Source organism: Micromonospora yongxingensis, from assembly GCF_052601155.1.
Window position 1 is genome coordinate 189,674 of sequence record NZ_JBQXEO010000012.1, and the last position, 14,830, is coordinate 204,503.

Consider the following 14,830-nt stretch of genomic DNA (forward strand, 5'->3'; position numbering starts at 1 on the left):
CCCTCGTGTCGCCCATCCGTTCGCCCGACGGTTCGCCGCCACCCGCCCGACCAGCCAACTCCCCCGCCGGTCAGCCCACTGCGGGCAGCGGCGGCGCACCACCACGGCAGTCCGCGCCGGCCGTGGCCGAGGACACCGTCGCGGAGCGGGCCGGCGGCGCCGACCAGGCCGCGCGGATCGACGACGGCGACACCCGCACCGCCGCCGAACGGGCGACCCGGGATCTGGCCGCCCAGTTCGAGGACGAGAAGCCGGGCCGCGTGTTGTCCGGGCCGGCCAGCCTGCTCCTCACGGCGGCGGCGCTGGCGGTCAGCGCCCTGGCCCTCTGGCAGGTGTTCCGCCCGCTGGCGCAGGGCAGCAAGTATTACCTGATCATCTTTCTGGCGGGCGTACTGCCGCTGGTCTTTCTGGCCTACCCGGCCGACCTGCGGTTGCGGTCCTGGCTGCGGGGCCGGCGGGGCCGCGCCGGTCAGTCGCTCGACCCGAGCCTGCCGGATCCGGTCCGGACGGGACCCACCATCGTGGACTGGGCACTGGTCGCCCTGGCGGTGGTCGGCTGCCTCTACCCCGTGCTGCCGGTCGCCATCGGTACGGGTGGTGGCGGCTACAACGCGTTCCTCGACCGCCAGGGTCTGCTCGTGCCGCTGGATCTGCTGATGGGCACCCTGCTGCTGCTTCTGCTGCTGGAGGCGTGCCGGCGGACCACCGGATGGATCCTGCCCACGGTCTGTCTGCTGTTCCTCGGCTACGGCTACTACGGTGGCCTGCTGCCGCAGTCGTGGCCGGTCGCCCACTCCGGGCTCGACTTCGGCCAGTTGGTCGACGCGTTCTACAACTCCGACAGCGGCTTCTACGGCACCCCGCTGGACGTGGCCGCCTCGTACATCGTGCTGTTCACCATCTACGGCGCGGTGCTGGAGCTCTCCGGGGCGGGACGGTTCTTCGTCGACCTGTCGGCCGCGGCGTTCCGCCGCTCCCGCACCGCCGCCGGCCGGACGGCGGTGGCCTCCGGCTTCCTGCTCGGCACCGTGTCCGGGTCCGGGGCCGCGACGACCGTGAGCATCGGTGCGGTCACCTGGCCTCTGCTGCGCCGCGCCGGCTATCCGCCGGAACGGGCCGGCGGCATGCTGGCCGCGGCCGGGGTGGGCGCGATCCTCTCCCCACCCACGCTGGGTGCGGCGGCGTTCATCATCGCCGAGTACCTGGGCGTCTCGTACCTGCAGGTGCTCGGCTGGGCCACCGTGCCGACGGTGCTCTACTACCTCGGCATCCTGCTCGCGGTGGAGATCGACGCCCGGCGCTCCGGCGTACGCCCGGTAGTGATCGACGTCGCCTCGCCGTGGCGCCTGCTGGGCCGGTTCGGCTACCACTTCGCGTCACTGATCGCCATCATCGCGCTCCTCGCCGTCGGCGTTTCCGCGACGCGAGCGGTCGTCTTCGCCACCATCCTGGCGGTCGCGCTCTCCTTCCTGGACCGCACACACCGGCTCACCCCCGCCCGGCTGGTGGCCGCCCTGGTCACCGGCGTACGCGGCGTGCTGGCGGTGACCGCCGTCTGCGCCGCCGCCGGCATCATCACGGCGACCACGACGAAGACGGGCCTCGGGCCGCAGGCGGCGGCGCTGCTGGTCGGTGGGGCGGAGGCGGCCACCTCGGACCCGACCCTCGTGCTGGTGCTCACGGCGCTGCTCGCGGCCGTGGCTCTCACGCTGCTGGGCCTGGCCGTGCCGGTCACCGCGTCGTTCGTGATCGGTTGGGTGATCGTCGGGCCGGCGCTGCTGGACCTGGGCGTGACCCAGCCGGCCGCCGCGATGTTCGTCTTCTACTTCGCGGTCCTGTCCGAGGTGTCCCCACCGACCGCGCTCGCGGCGGTGGCCGCCGCGGCGGTCACCGGCGGTCGGCTGGTGCCGACCATGTGGCAGACGCTGCGCTACGCGCTGCCGGCCTACCTGACACCGATCGCCTTCGTGATCACGCCGGCCGGGCTCGGCCTGCTCGGCATCGGCGGCCCGGGGCGGATCGTCTTCGCGGGCCTGGTCACCGCGCTCAGCGTGGCGGTGCTCGCCGTCGCCGCCGGTGGCTGGCTGCCCGGCGTCGGTCCCGCGGGTGCCCCGGAGCGCGTGCTCGGCGCGCTCGCCGGCGTCACCCTGCTCTGGCTCGAACCCGTACCGGTCACGGTCGGCGCCGCGTTGGCCGTCCTGGCGGTGGCGGGGGTGCTCGTACGACGTGGATCCGCCGGCCGGACCGGCGGGCGGTCAGCCGGATCACCAGCGAACCTCCGGGAGGAGACACTGTGAGACGCATCGATGTACGGCTCGTGGCGAGCCTGGGCGTGGTCGCCCTCGTCGCGGTCGGCGCCGCCGGTTGCGGGGGTCAGCAGGGCGGCGCGGCCAAGGACGACGCGGCCAGCGAGGTCACCTGCGAGGTGACCCGGGAGACCCGGGTCGGCATCGCCACCGGCAACGCGACCGGCGTCTACTTCGGGGTCGGCAACGCCCTCGCCGGGCAACTGTCCGGTGCGACCGGTGGCAAGCTCACCGGCACCGCGGCGGAGACCGGCGCCTCGGTGCAGAACGTCGAGCAGCTGGTGGGCGGCCAGTACGACGTGGCGTTCTCGCTCTTCGACACGGCGGTCAACGCGGTGCAGGGCAAGGGCAGCTTCACGGCGCCGCAGCCGGTCGAGGCACTCGCGCGTATCTACGACAACTACACCCAGGTCGTCGTCCGCAACGACTCCGGGATCACGTCGGTGGCCGACATGCGGGGCAAGCGGATCTCCACCGGTTCGCCGAAGTCCGGCACCGAGGTGATCGCCAACCGGCTGCTGGAGGCCGCCGGCCTCGACCCGGCCAAGGACATCCGGGCGCAGCGGCTGGATCTGACCAAGACGGTCGAGGGGATCAAGGACGGCAGCGTCGACGGCTTCTTCTGGTCCGGCGGGCTGCCCACCGGGGGCCTGACCGACCTGTTCACCACCGCCGGCGACACCGTGAGGTTCGTCGACATCGCGCCCCTGCTGCCGAAGATGAACGAGTTGAGCCCCGCGTACCAGGCCGGGACGATCGGCCGGGACGCGTACCGGACGGCGACGGACACGCCGACGATCGTCGTGCCGAACGTGCTGCTGGTCCGCAAGGACCTGGACGCCAACGTGGCCTGTGCGATCACCCGGACGGTCTTCGACAAGCGGGACGCCCTCGCCCAGGCGAACCCGGCGGCCCGGGGCATCTCCCTGGAGACGGCCCGGAAGACCGAGCCGGTTCCGCTGCACCGCGGTGCCGCCAAGGCGCTGGAGGATCTCGGCGCCAGGTGACCGGGGCGGCGGTGGGCCGCTCGTCGGGCTATCCGTCGACGGGTGCGGTGGCGGCTCGGGCCGCGCTGACCAGGCGGTCGGTCTCGGCGAGCAGGTCCTCCCCGTCCGGCGGGGTGCCGGGGTCGAGACGGACCGTCCAGGTCAGACCGTCCACCCCGGGCGCGCGCCGGGCCGCGACCCGGGCCCCGCCGCCGGGCACCGGGTGGTGTTCGGTGTGCGCAACCGAGCGGGTCACCCGGGCGCGCACCTGGTGCGGCAGCTCGCCCGGGTCGAGCAGCAGGTACGTCTCGGTCGGGCAGTCGGCGACCACCGTGTAGCCGTCGCGCTCGACGAGGGTCTCGGCGGGCGTGACGGTCAGCTCACGGCCGGACCAGACAGCCTTGAGGATGTCGTGCCAGCCGAGCCGGTGCCCCCGGCCGGGCAGCCACAACCCGAGGTTGCTGGCGACCACCACCCCGTCGCCCTCGCCGTTGCCCACCGCCGCCCAGGCCAGCACCCGCTCGTCGGGTGCGAGCGGCGGCCGATCGGCCGGGGGGAGCTTCGGCTTGCGGCTGAACAGTCCCATCTAGAGGCCTCCCGCGGCCTGCTCGCGCAGCGCCCGGGCGTGCTGCTCCAGTGACAGCAGCTCGCCGAAGGCGGCGAAGTACTCGTCCTTGTTGTTGACCGGGTTGATCCGCTGGATCCGTGACTTGAGGTCCCGGACCCGGGCCGTCACCGACCCGAACTGCACCCGCGCCATGGTGATCGACACGTAGCGCGGGTCCGGCTCGCCGTCGATCCGCAGCGGCTCCACCGCCAACTCGCCGACCAGCGCCGCCGACGCCAGGTCGTCGCAGGCGTCGCGGACCGACTCGATCCAGACGGCGCCACCGGTCGCCGAGGCGGCCCCACCGGCCGCCGCGATGGCCGCGCGGACCGCGACGTGCACCGGGTGTCGGTACTCCGTGGCCTCGACGGCGTCGAACATCGGCCCCGCCAGCACCGGCTGTTGCAGGGCGAGCTTCAACGACTCCCGCTCGACCATCGACTGCGGGCTGTCCACCGCGGGTTCGGGGCGGGCCGGCGCGGGCCGGGCGGCGGGTGCGGCGTCGCGGGTGCCGGACGGCGGGGTGTTGGCGGCGGCGAGCACCGCCCGCTGCACCGGCTCGATCTCCATCCCGAGGTCCATGGCGAGCTTGCGGACGTACTCGGGGCGCTTCTCCCGGTCCTTCAGTCGCGAGACCAGCGGCGCGGCGTGGCGCATCGCCTCGACCCGGCCGTCGACGGTGTCCAGGTCGAAGCGGCTGATCACGTGGCGCAGCGCGAAATCGACCAGCGGTTCGCGGCGGGCGACGAGGTCACGCACCGCCAGGTCGCCCTTGGCCAGCCGCAGATCGCACGGGTCCATGTTGTCCGGGCTGACCGCGATGAACGTGCGCCCGACGAAGCGCTGATCATCTTCGAAGGCGCGCAGTGCGGCCTTCTGGCCGGCGGCATCACCGTCGAACGTGAAGATGATCTCGCCGGCCACCTCGTCGCTGTCGAACAGGAGCCGACGCAGAACGGAGATGTGGTCCGCGGCGAAGGCGGTGCCGCAGGTCGCCACCGCCGTGGTCACCCCGGCGAGGTGGCAGGCCATCACGTCGGTGTAACCCTCGACGATCACGGCCCGGCCCTGCTTGGCGATCTCCCGCTTGGCCTGGTCGATGCCGTAGAGCACGTGCGACTTCTTGTAGATCGGCGTCTCGGGGGTGTTCAGGTACTTCGGGCCGTCGTCGTCGTCGAAGAGCTTGCGCGCGCCGAACCCGATCACGTCGCCGGCGAGGTCACGGATCGGCCAGAGCAGCCGGCGGCGGAACCGGTCGATCAGGGAACCGGAACGGGACTCCCGGGACAACCCGGCGGTGACCAGCTCCTGGTGGGTGAAGCCCTGCTGGCGCAGGTGCTTGGTGAGCAGGTCCCAGCCCTCCGGCGCGAAGCCGCAGCCGTAGCGCTCGGCGGCGGCCCGGTCGAAGCCACGCCGGGCGAGGAACTCCCGGGCCGGGCGGGCACCGGCGGTGCTGAGCTGCGCGCGGTAGAACTCGACCGCGGCGGCGTGCGCGGCGACCAGGCGCTGCCGCTGGCCCTGCTGCGGGCGCGGGCGCGGGGTGCCCCTGTCGTCCTCGATGTAGCGCAGCTGGATGCCGGCACGGCCGGCCAGCCGCTCGACGGACTCGACGAAACTGAGGTGCTCGGCGTCCATCAGGAACTTGATCGCGTCGCCGCCCGCCCCGCAGCCGAAGCAGTACCAGACGTTGCGGGCCGGAGAGACGTTGAACGACGGGCTCTTCTCGTCGTGGAACGGGCACAGACCCTTGAGGTTGCCGCCTCCGGCGGACTTCAGGGTGACCGTCTCGGAGATCACGTCCCCGATCGAGGTGCGTTCCCGGACCAGTGCGATGTCCTCGTCCCGGATCCGCCCAGCCATGCGCCACCCCCTCGCCGTACATCCTGCCCTGCGGGACCGACGGCACGCCGGCCGGGGCACGCGCGTGTGGCGACCGCCGCTGCCGGCTCGCCGGTTCCCACCCGGGAGCCGGGGCCGCGCGGGGACCATGACCAGATGCGGAGGGTACGGACCGTGGGCGCCAGCCTGCCGGGATGGCTGGCCGGTCGGCTGGGTGTGCGCGGGCCGGCACCGCTGGAGGACGAGGCCGGGCACCGCCACGCCACCTGGTTGGAACTCTTCCTGGACGTCATCTTCGTGTACGCCCTGGCGGCGGTGGCGGCCCGGCTGGGCACCGAGCCGACCCCGTCACCGTCGGCCATACTGGCCGTGATCGGGCTGTTCCTGGTGATCCAGTGGGCGTGGATGGGGCAGGTCTACTACGACACCCGGTTCGACCCGGACGACCTGCCGCACCGGCTGCTGGTGCTGATCGCTCTGGTCGGCGCCGGTGCCATGACGCTCGGTGTCGACGAGGTGCCGGAGAGCCCGTTGCTCCCGATCGGGTACCTGATCGTGCGGGGCGTGCTGCTCCTGCTCTACCTGCGGGCCCGGCCGACCAGCCCGAGGGCGCGTACGGTGACCTCGGTCTACCTGGTCGGCTTCGGGCTGGGCTGGCTGATCTGGTTGGTCTCGCTGACCGTGCCGACCGCGCTGCGCCCGGCGCTGTGGATCGTCGCGATGACCATCGAGCTGGCCACGCCGTGGATCGGCCGACGTCGGCTCGAACAGTGGCCGGTGGACAGCCGGCACCTGCCGGAACGGGTCGGGCAGTTCACCATCATCGTGCTGGGCAGCGCGCTGGCCAACCTGCTCTTCGCGGTGCCCGACCACCCCCGGCCGCACATGATCCTCACCGCCGGGTTGGCCTTCGTGGTGCCGGCGGCCGTCTGGTGGGTCTACACCACCTTCGTCACCACCAACCTCGTGACGAGCCGCCTCCGTGCCGGGCAGGCGTACACCTATCTGCACATCCCGCTCGGCGGCGCGCTGCTGCTGCTCGGCTGGTCGCTCGGGCAGGCGGTCCGGCTGGTCGACGCCGGCGCGAACCGGCTGCCGCTGGAGCTGCGGCTGCTGCTGGCCGCCTCGGTGGTGGTCTGGGTGCTCTGCGGGCTGGGCCTGTACGCACTCGCCGCCCGGCCGGGCGCGGCCCGGCTGGCGATCACCGCCTACGGGGTGATCTCGGTCAGCCTCATCGGCGCGACGGTGGGCGAGGCGCGGCTGCTGTTGTTCCTGGTCGCCGCGGCGATCGTCGGGTACGCCGTGCTGCTCAACCGGCGGCTCGCCGCGGTCAGGAAAGAATGGGACCGGCAGCGCGACGAGCGCTGAACCGTGCTCAGGCGGCCGCGGGCTCCTCGGCCGCCACCTGCCGATTCCAGTCGGCCTTGGTGGAGCGCCAGCCCTCGTCGTCCATGCCGCGCCGCCAGTAGCCGGAGATGGAGAGCTGTTGGGCGGGTACGCCCCGCTCGGCGCGCAGCAGCCGGCGCAGGTCCCGGACGAAGGTCGCCTCGCCGTGGACGAAGGCGTGCACCTGCCCCGGTGGGAACTCCAGCTCCCGCACCGCCGCCACCAGCGCGGCGCCCACCGGACGCTCACCACGGTGCAGCCAGGTGAGCTGGACCGCGCCGGGGCTCAGCAGCTTCTGCTCCTCGGCCGGGTCGGAGATCTCCACGAAGACGTGGGCCGGAGCGCCCAGCGGCAGCCGCTCCAGGGCCGCCCCGATCGCCGGCAGCGCGCTCTCGTCGCCGACGAGTAGGTGCCAGTCGGCGTCCGGGCTCGGGGCGTACGCCCCGCCGGGGCCGACGAAGTGCACCGGGTCGCCCGGGCGCAGCGCGGCGGCCCACGGACCGGCCAGCCCCTCGTCGCCGTGGTGCACCACGTCGACGGTCAACTCCTCGGCCAGCGGGTCCCACCGTCGCACGGTGTACGCGCGCAGCCGGGGCCACTGCTCCCGGGGCAGGTCCCGCCGGATCGCGGCGAGGTCCAGCGGCTGCGGGTAGACCACGCCGGGCTGCGGGAAGACCAGCTTGATGTAGTGGTCGGTGAACTCGCCCACCGGCAGGTCGGCCAGCTCCTCCCCACCGAGGACGAGCCGGATGAGGTGCGGGGTGGGCCGCTCGGTGCGCAGCACCCGGACCGAGGTGACGTTCCTGGGGCGTTCCGTCATGTCACTTAGGCTAGCCTAATCTGCGCCGTCGGCGACCGGCGGTGCACCGCCACCGACCAGGCGGGTGTGCCAGGTCACCGCCGCCGGGTCGGTGAGCGAGGCGACCTGGTCGATCACCACCCGCAGCCGGGCGGCGTCGTCCGGGGCCGCCCGCCAGAGCGGGGCGAAGACCGGATCGAGCCCGTCGGGCGCCCGCCGGACCAGCGCGGCCACCAGCTCGGCCAGCATCACCCTCTGCCGCTCGTAGCGGCCCCGGAAGCCGGAGCGACGCATCACGTAGCGCAGCGCGATGCCCTTGAGCAGGGCGCACTGCGCCCGAACCCGGCGCGGCACCACCAGGTCGGCCCCGTAGCGACGATGCGGGCCGGCGCCGAACCGCTCCTCGGTGGCGGCCACCGCCGCCGAGACGAACCGGCCGGTCAACCCGCTCGTGGTGGCCTTCAGCGCGGCCTGGGCACGGTGGCTGCCGTCGTACCCGACGAGTGGGGCGAGCAGCGGGTCGGCCAGCACCTCGACCAGCACCTCCCCCAGGTCGTCCGGAGACTCGCCGGAGTAGGCGGCGGCCACGTCGGCGCAGAGGGCCGCCCGCTCGTCGGCGTCGTCGAGCAGCGGGCGCAGCGTGACGTACCCGCCGTGGATGCCGTCCTCGACGTCGTGCACCGAGTACGCGACGTCGTCGGCCCAGTCCATCACCTGGGCCTCCAGGCAGCGCCGATCGCCGGGCGCGCCGGCCCGGATCCAGTCGAAGACGGCCGCGTCGTCGGCGTACACCCCGAACTTGCGCTGCCCGGGACGGCGCTGCCAGGGGTACTTGCCGATCGCGTCGAGCGAGGCTCGGGTCAGGTTGAGCCCGGCGGACGAGCCGTCCGGGGCGAGCACCTTCGCCTCGAGGCGGGTCAGCACCCGCAGCGTCTGCGCGTTGCCCTCGAAGCCGCCGCAGGGCGTGGCGAGCAGGTCCAGCGCCGCCTCGCCGTTGTGCCCGAACGGCGGGTGCCCGAGGTCGTGGGCGAGCCCGGCGACGTCCACCACGTCCGGGTCGCAGCCCAGCCGGGCACCCATCTCCCGGGCGATCTGGGCGACCTCCAGCGAGTGGGTCAGCCGGGTGCGCAGGAAGTCGTCGGTGCCGGCGGTGTGCACCTGGGTCTTGGTGGCCAGCCGGCGGAACGCCGCGGAGTGCAGCACCCGGGCGCGGTCGCGCTCGTACGGTGACCGCCGGTGGCCGGTGTCCTTGGGCGGCTCCTCGACCAGCCGGGCGTCCGCCGCGACGGACGGCGGTGGGGTCAACCGGTCACCGGCCCAGCCCCGCCGCTGCCACGGCCGCGGGGCTCGCGAGCCGGGCTCACCCCTTGCGCTCGCGGAGCACGCAGAACTCGTTGCCCTCCGGGTCGGCCAGCACCGTCCACTCCACGTCACCCTGGCCGATGTCGACGTGCCGGGCGCCCATGTCGACCAGCCGTTCGACCTCGGCCTCCTGGTCGGCGGGGCGCAGGTCGAGGTGCAGCCGGTTCTTGCGCTCCTTGCCCTCGGCCACCGGCACGAAGACCAGGCCGGGGAGCCGGTCGGGGGCTTGGCGGATCTCCACCTCGTCGAGCTTCTCGGTGATGATCTGATAGCCGAGCGCCTCGGCCCACCAGCGGGCCAGTCGGCCCGGATCGCGGGCGTCGACGGTCAGGCTCTCCCAGACGCTGGTCATGCAGTCACCCTTCCCCCTCGACGGCGTGCGCAATCGGCGGTGTGCGAGCGAGCCAAGATTACGCCCGCCGGAGTCACCCGGCCTGCCCGCGACGCCTCGCCCAGGGGTGCACAACCGCCGATTGGCCGGCAGTTGCCAGCCGATCGCCGAGGGTTACGGCGCCGGCGGCGGGCCGGAGCCCACCGCCGGCGTACGCCGGTTCGTCAGCGGCTGTCCGACCCGCCGGTCTCCACGACCGCCCGGCCGGCCTCCAGCCGGGCGACCGGCACGCGGAACGGCGAGCAGGAGACGTAGTCCAGGCCGACCTCGTGGAAGAAGTGCACCGAGTCGGGGTCGCCGCCGTGCTCACCGCAGACACCGAGCTTCAGCCCGGGCCGGGCCGCCCGGCCCTCCTCGGCGGCGATCCGCACCAGCCGGCCGACACCGTCGCGGTCGATCGACTCGAACGGCGAGATGCCGAAGATGCCCAGCTCCAGGTAGCGCCAGAAGAACGCGCCCTCGACGTCGTCCCGGGAGAAGCCCCAGCCCATCTGGGTGAGGTCGTTGGTGCCGAAGGAGAAGAACTCGGCGGCCTCGGCGATCTGCCCGGCGGTCAGCGCCGCCCGGGGCACTTCGATCATGGTGCCGATCAGCACCTCGACCCCGCTGTCGCCGACCACCTCGGCGATGATCTTCTCGGCCTCGGCGCGGACCGTCTCCAGCTCCTGCACGGCGCCGACCAACGGCACCATGATCTCCGGCTTGGCCACCCGGCCCCCGCGGGCGCAGGTCACGGCCGCCTCGGCGATGGCGCGGACCTGCATGGCGAACAGGCCGGGGATGACCAGGCCGAGGCGTACGCCCCGCAGCCCGAGCATCGGGTTCTCCTCGTGCATCCGCCGGACGGCGGCGAGCAGCGCCTCCTCCTTGGCCACGTCCTCGCCGCGCTCCTGCGCGACCGCCACGTTGACCGCGAGCTGCTCCAGCGGCGGCAGGAACTCGTGCAGCGGCGGGTCGATCAGCCGGACGGTCACCGGCAGGCCGTCCATCTCGCGGAAGATCTCCTCGAAGTCGGCCCGCTGCAACGGCAGCAGCGCCGCCAGCGCCGCCTCGCGCTCACCCTCGGCCCGGGCCAGGATGAGGCGCTCGACCAGCTCGCGCCGGTCGCCGAGGAACATGTGTTCGGTGCGGCAGAGGCCGATGCCCTCGGCGCCGAAGCGCCGCGCGCGGGCGGCGTCCGCGCCGGTGTCGGCGTTCGTGCGGACCGCGAGCCGCCGCTTGCCGTCGGCGTGCGTCATGATCCGGTGTACGGCCCGGACCAGCGCGTTGTCGATGTGCGCGGGGTCGAGACTGCCCTCGAAGTACTGCACCACCTCCGACGGCATGACCGGCACCTCGCCCAGGTAGACCTTGCCGGTGGTGCCGTCGATGGAGACGACGTCGCCCTCGGTCACGGTCTGCCCGGCCACGGTGAACCGCTTCGCCGGCACGTTCACGTCGATCTCGTCGGCGCCGGAGACGCAGGTCTTGCCCATCCCCCGGGCCACCACGGCGGCGTGGCTGGTCTTACCGCCACGCGAGGTGAGGATGCCCTGGGCGGCGATCATGCCGTTCAGGTCGTCCGGGTTGGTCTCCCGGCGTACCAGGATCACCGACTCGCCCTCGGCGGCCAGCTCGACGGCCCGGGCGGAGGTGAAGACCACCTTGCCCGACGCCGCGCCGGGTGAGGCGCCGATGCCCTTGGCGACCGGCTGGAAGTCGTGGTCGAGCTGGAAGCGGGGGAACATCAGCTGGGCGAGCTGGGCGCCGTTGACACGGTGCAGCGCCTCGTCCAGGTCGATGAGACCCTCGTCGACGAGCTGCCCGGCGATGACGAACGCGGCGGCGGCGGTGCGCTTACCGACCCGCGTCTGCAACATCCAGAGCTTGCCGCGTTCGATGGTGAACTCGATGTCGCAGAGATCCTTGTAGTGCTCCTCCAGCCGGGCCATGATGCCGAGCAGCTCGTCGTAGGAGGACTTGTCGAGCTGCTCCAGCTCCTGCAGCGGGACGGTGTTGCGGATGCCGGCGACGACGTCCTCGCCCTGGGCGTTGGCCAGGTAGTCGCCGTAGATGCCCTGCGCTCCGCTCGCGGGGTCGCGGGTGAACGCGACGCCGGTGCCGGAGTCCGGGCCGAGGTTGCCGAAGACCATGGTCACCACGTTGACCGCGGTGCCGAGGTCGGCCGGGATGCGCTCCTGGCGACGGTAGAGCACCGCGCGCTCGGCGTTCCACGACTCGAAGACCGCCCGGATGGCCAGGTCGAGCTGTTCGCGCGGCTGCTGCGGGAACTCCCGACCGGTGTGCTTGACGAAGATCTTCTTGTACGCGTCGACCAGCCCCCGCAGGTCGTCGGCGTCCAGGTCCAGGTCGTTGTGGGTGCCCTTGGCCCGCTTGATGTCGTCGAGGGCGTGCTCGAACTCCTCGCCCGGCACCTCGCAGACGGTCTTGCCGAACATCTGGATGAGTCGGCGGTAGGAGTCCCAGGCGAATCGGTCGTTACCGCCCGCCTGGGCGGAGAGGCCGACCACGCTCTGGTCGTTGAGGCCGACGTTGAGGACGGTCTCCATCATGCCCGGCATGGAGAACTTGGCGCCGGAACGCACGGAGACCAGCAGGGGGTCCTGCGGGTCGCCGAGACGCTTGCCCATCGCGCGCTCCAGCGACTCCAGGTGCGCCTCGATCTGACCGGCGAGCCCGTCGGGCTCCCGGCCGGTCGCGAGGTACGCCTTGCATGCCTCGGTGGTGATGGTGAAGCCGGGGGGCACCGGCAGTCCGAGGTTGGTCATCTCGGCGAGGTTCGCGCCCTTGCCGCCGAGCAGGTCCTTGAGGTCCTTGTTGCCCTCGGAGAAGTCGTAGACGTACTTGTGATCGACGGTCTCTTGCGCTGCCACCAGAGCCTCCCACGCGCGCCGGATTGACACTTAACGAAGGTTCAGTTTCCTCATACCCCGGGACGGACCACCGGTAATCCCGGGGTCGACGTCGCTCGGTGGGCGAAGGTTAAGCGAACATCGGGTGGCCTGGGACCGTTCGGTGACAATAGGCACAGCCATCACGACTATCCGCGTTCGTACCGGTTTTTGGGAACGCTTCCACGCGCACGATCACGCATCCCGACCTGTCGCCGTACCCTTGACGGCAACGCGGTCGTGAACCTCGCTTTTGCCATAACCGACGCGAATACACCCCCCGGAGCTGCCGCCGTGCCGACCATCCCCTCCCCCGGACCCGCCGTCTCCCCCGACGCCGCGGGATCCACCGGCCCGATCCCCCTGTCGGCCCACGAACCGGACGCCGCCACGCTGGCCCGGACGGCCGAACTGGCCGCCGCCGAGCTGCTCACCCCGCCGGCCCCGGCTCGTCTGGCGGACGTGGTGCCCGCTCCGCAGCGGGTCGTGCCGGACCCGGCCGAGGACTGGCTGCTCCCGGCCGACGCGGTCATCGTGGCCAGCGCAGACCCCGCCGCGCAGGCGGTCGCCGACCAGCTCGCCGAGCTGCTGCGACCGGCCACCGGATACCCGCTGCCGGTGACCGACGCCGCCCGGCCGACACCGGCGGGCGGCATCGCGCTGGCGCTGACCGACGACGAGGGCCTGGGCACCGAGGGGTACCGGCTCGTCGTGACCCGGGCCGGGGTCAGCATCACCGCGTTCACCGCCACCGGCCTCTTCCACGGCGCGCAGACCCTGCGTCAGCTGCTGCCCCCGGCGATCGAGAGTCCGGTTCCGGTCGCCGAGCGCTGGGTCCTGCCCGGCGGCGTGATAGCCGACCGGCCCCGGTTCCCGTACCGGGGCGCGATGCTCGACGTGGCGCGACACTTCTTCGCCGTCGAGGACGTGCTGCGGGTCGTCGACCACCTGGCCCGCTACAAGCTCAACCACCTGCACCTGCACCTCACCGACGACCAGGGCTGGCGGATCGCCGTCGACTCGTGGCCACGGCTGGCCACCGTCGGCGGCGCGACCGAGGTCGGCGAAGGGCCCGGCGGGCACTACACCAAGGCCGACTACCGCAGGATCGTCGAGTACGCCGCCGCCCGGCACATCACGGTGGTCCCGGAGATCGACCTGCCCGGCCACACCCACGCCGCGCTGGTCGCCTACCCGCAGCTCGCGCCGGACAAGGTCGCGCCCGTGCCGTACACCGGCACCGAGGTCGGCTTCAGCTACGTCGACCCGGCCGACGAGCGGACGTACGACTTCGTCGCCGACGTGCTGGGTGAGGTGGCCGCACTCACCCCCGGCCCGTGGCTGCACATCGGCGGTGACGAGGCATTCAAGGTCAAGGGCGAGGTGTACACCGATTTCGTCGAGCGGGTGCAGCGGATCGTCGCCGACACGGGCAGGACGGTCGTCGGCTGGCACCAGCTCGCCCCCGCCGCGCACGTCGACGGGCGGGTGCTCCAGTGGTGGGGCACGAACGGCGAGGACCCGACCACGGCCGAGGCGGTACGCCGAGGCGCCCGGCTGATCGTCTCCCCCGGCAACCACGCCTACCTGGACATGAAGTACGCGCCGGACACCCCGATCGGGCAGGACTGGGCCGGCCTGATCGACGTGCGACGCGCGTACGACTGGGATCCCGGGTCACATGTGACGGACGTGCCGGAGGAGGCCGTCCTCGGCGTCGAGGCCCCGCTCTGGACCGAATCGGTCACCTCGCTGGCCGAGATCGAGTTCATGCTGCTGCCCCGGCTGCCCGCCATCGCCGAGCTGGGCTGGTCGCCCCGGGCGACACACGACTGGGACGGCTTCCGCGACCGGCTGGCCGGCCAGGGCCCACGCTGGGCCACCGCCGGGATCTCCTTCCACCACGCACCCGAGATCCCCTGGCCGACCATCCCGTCGCAGCGTCGCCCCGGCCAGGCCGACGCCGCGACACTCTGAGCCCTGGCCGAGTTCGCACAGGCCGGCGATAACCGGACAATTCGCCATGATCGACCGGTTTGCACGGTGACCGGGGGCACTCCGACGGTGGAATCGGGGGGCGGCCGGGGTCGTTATACCCGGCATGCGACCGTGGCCCCCCGGCCCGGTCGGGGGCAGCCGCCGGGAACACCCGGCCGGCCGCCCCGGTTACATCCCCCGGACACCCGAGCAGGCCCCCGAGCCGCCGGGCAGATCCCCTTTCTGAACTTCCCCGCGCGACACACACCCCCTGTTTCTGTGTGCC

At 72.8% G+C, this 14,830-nt stretch carries 9 protein-coding genes and 1 pseudogene; 4 read left to right on the forward strand and 6 right to left on the reverse strand.

All coding sequences use genetic code 11. The annotated features are described in order from the left end of the window. The first annotated feature begins 5 nt into the window (after positions 1-5). Together ACTWLT_RS17120 and ACTWLT_RS17125 are read left to right on the forward strand one after the other, a co-directional pair. Positions 6-2,297: a TRAP transporter permease gene (locus ACTWLT_RS17120; protein ID WP_445319235.1), complete on the forward strand. Its 2,292-nt coding sequence runs from the start codon at positions 6-8 to the stop codon at positions 2,295-2,297. Beyond that, entirely contained in the window at positions 2,294-3,313 is a 1,020-nt protein-coding gene (locus ACTWLT_RS17125; protein WP_445319236.1) for a TAXI family TRAP transporter solute-binding subunit, read from the forward strand. The genes ACTWLT_RS17120 and ACTWLT_RS17125 overlap by 4 nt, the downstream gene beginning before the upstream one ends. A gap of 28 nt (positions 3,314-3,341) precedes the next feature. Here the strand turns inward: ACTWLT_RS17125 and ACTWLT_RS17130 are convergent, their stop codons facing one another. Both ACTWLT_RS17130 and dnaG read right to left on the reverse strand, forming a co-directional pair. After that, entirely contained in the window at positions 3,342-3,878 is a 537-nt protein-coding gene (locus ACTWLT_RS17130; RefSeq protein WP_252417892.1) for a hypothetical protein, read from the reverse strand. Continuing rightward, a pseudogene (dnaG, locus tag ACTWLT_RS17135) lies at positions 3,879-5,781 on the reverse strand (DNA primase). Between the two features lie 113 nt (positions 5,782-5,894). Here dnaG and ACTWLT_RS17140 point away from each other — a divergent pair. Beyond that, complete coding sequence (locus tag ACTWLT_RS17140) at positions 5,895-7,106, forward strand: low temperature requirement protein A (RefSeq protein WP_445319237.1); 1,212 nt, start codon at positions 5,895-5,897, stop codon at positions 7,104-7,106. 7 nt (positions 7,107-7,113) lie between these two features. Here ACTWLT_RS17140 and ACTWLT_RS17145 read toward each other — a convergent pair whose 3' ends face one another. The 4 genes from ACTWLT_RS17145 to ppdK form a co-directional block, all read right to left on the reverse strand. Beyond that, positions 7,114-7,944 carry a siderophore-interacting protein gene (locus ACTWLT_RS17145; protein ID WP_445319238.1) on the reverse strand — a complete coding sequence of 277 codons (831 nt, stop codon included), beginning with the start codon at positions 7,942-7,944 and terminating at the stop codon, positions 7,114-7,116. A gap of 15 nt (positions 7,945-7,959) precedes the next feature. Next, positions 7,960-9,228 carry a deoxyguanosinetriphosphate triphosphohydrolase gene (locus tag ACTWLT_RS17150; RefSeq protein WP_445319239.1) on the reverse strand — a complete coding sequence of 423 codons (1,269 nt, stop codon included), beginning with the start codon at positions 9,226-9,228 and terminating at the stop codon, positions 7,960-7,962. 55 nt (positions 9,229-9,283) lie between these two features. Continuing rightward, positions 9,284-9,637 carry a VOC family protein gene (locus tag ACTWLT_RS17155; RefSeq protein WP_445319240.1) on the reverse strand — a complete coding sequence of 118 codons (354 nt, stop codon included), beginning with the start codon at positions 9,635-9,637 and terminating at the stop codon, positions 9,284-9,286. 203 nt (positions 9,638-9,840) lie between these two features. Beyond that, positions 9,841-12,549 (reverse strand): pyruvate, phosphate dikinase, encoded by a 2,709-nt coding sequence (ppdK, locus tag ACTWLT_RS17160; protein ID WP_445319241.1) that lies wholly within the window; start codon positions 12,547-12,549, stop codon positions 9,841-9,843. Between the two features lie 312 nt (positions 12,550-12,861). Here ppdK and ACTWLT_RS17165 point away from each other — a divergent pair, with 312 nt between their 5' ends. After that, a complete protein-coding gene (locus ACTWLT_RS17165) occupies positions 12,862-14,544 on the forward strand; it encodes a beta-N-acetylhexosaminidase (RefSeq protein WP_445319242.1) in 1,683 nt (560 codons plus the stop codon). The last annotated feature ends 286 nt before the right edge of the window (positions 14,545-14,830 follow it).

Bases quoted from the DNA above. Each gene is read 5' to 3' on its own strand.
- ACTWLT_RS17155 (WP_445319240.1), bottom strand. From the start codon at position 9,637: ATGACCAGCGTCTGGGAGAGCCTGACCGTCGACGCCCGCGATCCGGGC.
- ACTWLT_RS17140 (WP_445319237.1), top strand. From the start codon at position 5,895: ATGCGGAGGGTACGGACCGTGGGCGCCAGCCTGCCGGGATGGCTGGCC.
- ACTWLT_RS17145 (WP_445319238.1), bottom strand. From the start codon at position 7,944: ATGACGGAACGCCCCAGGAACGTCACCTCGGTCCGGGTGCTGCGCACC.
- ACTWLT_RS17130 (WP_252417892.1), bottom strand. From the start codon at position 3,878: ATGGGACTGTTCAGCCGCAAGCCGAAGCTCCCCCCGGCCGATCGGCCG.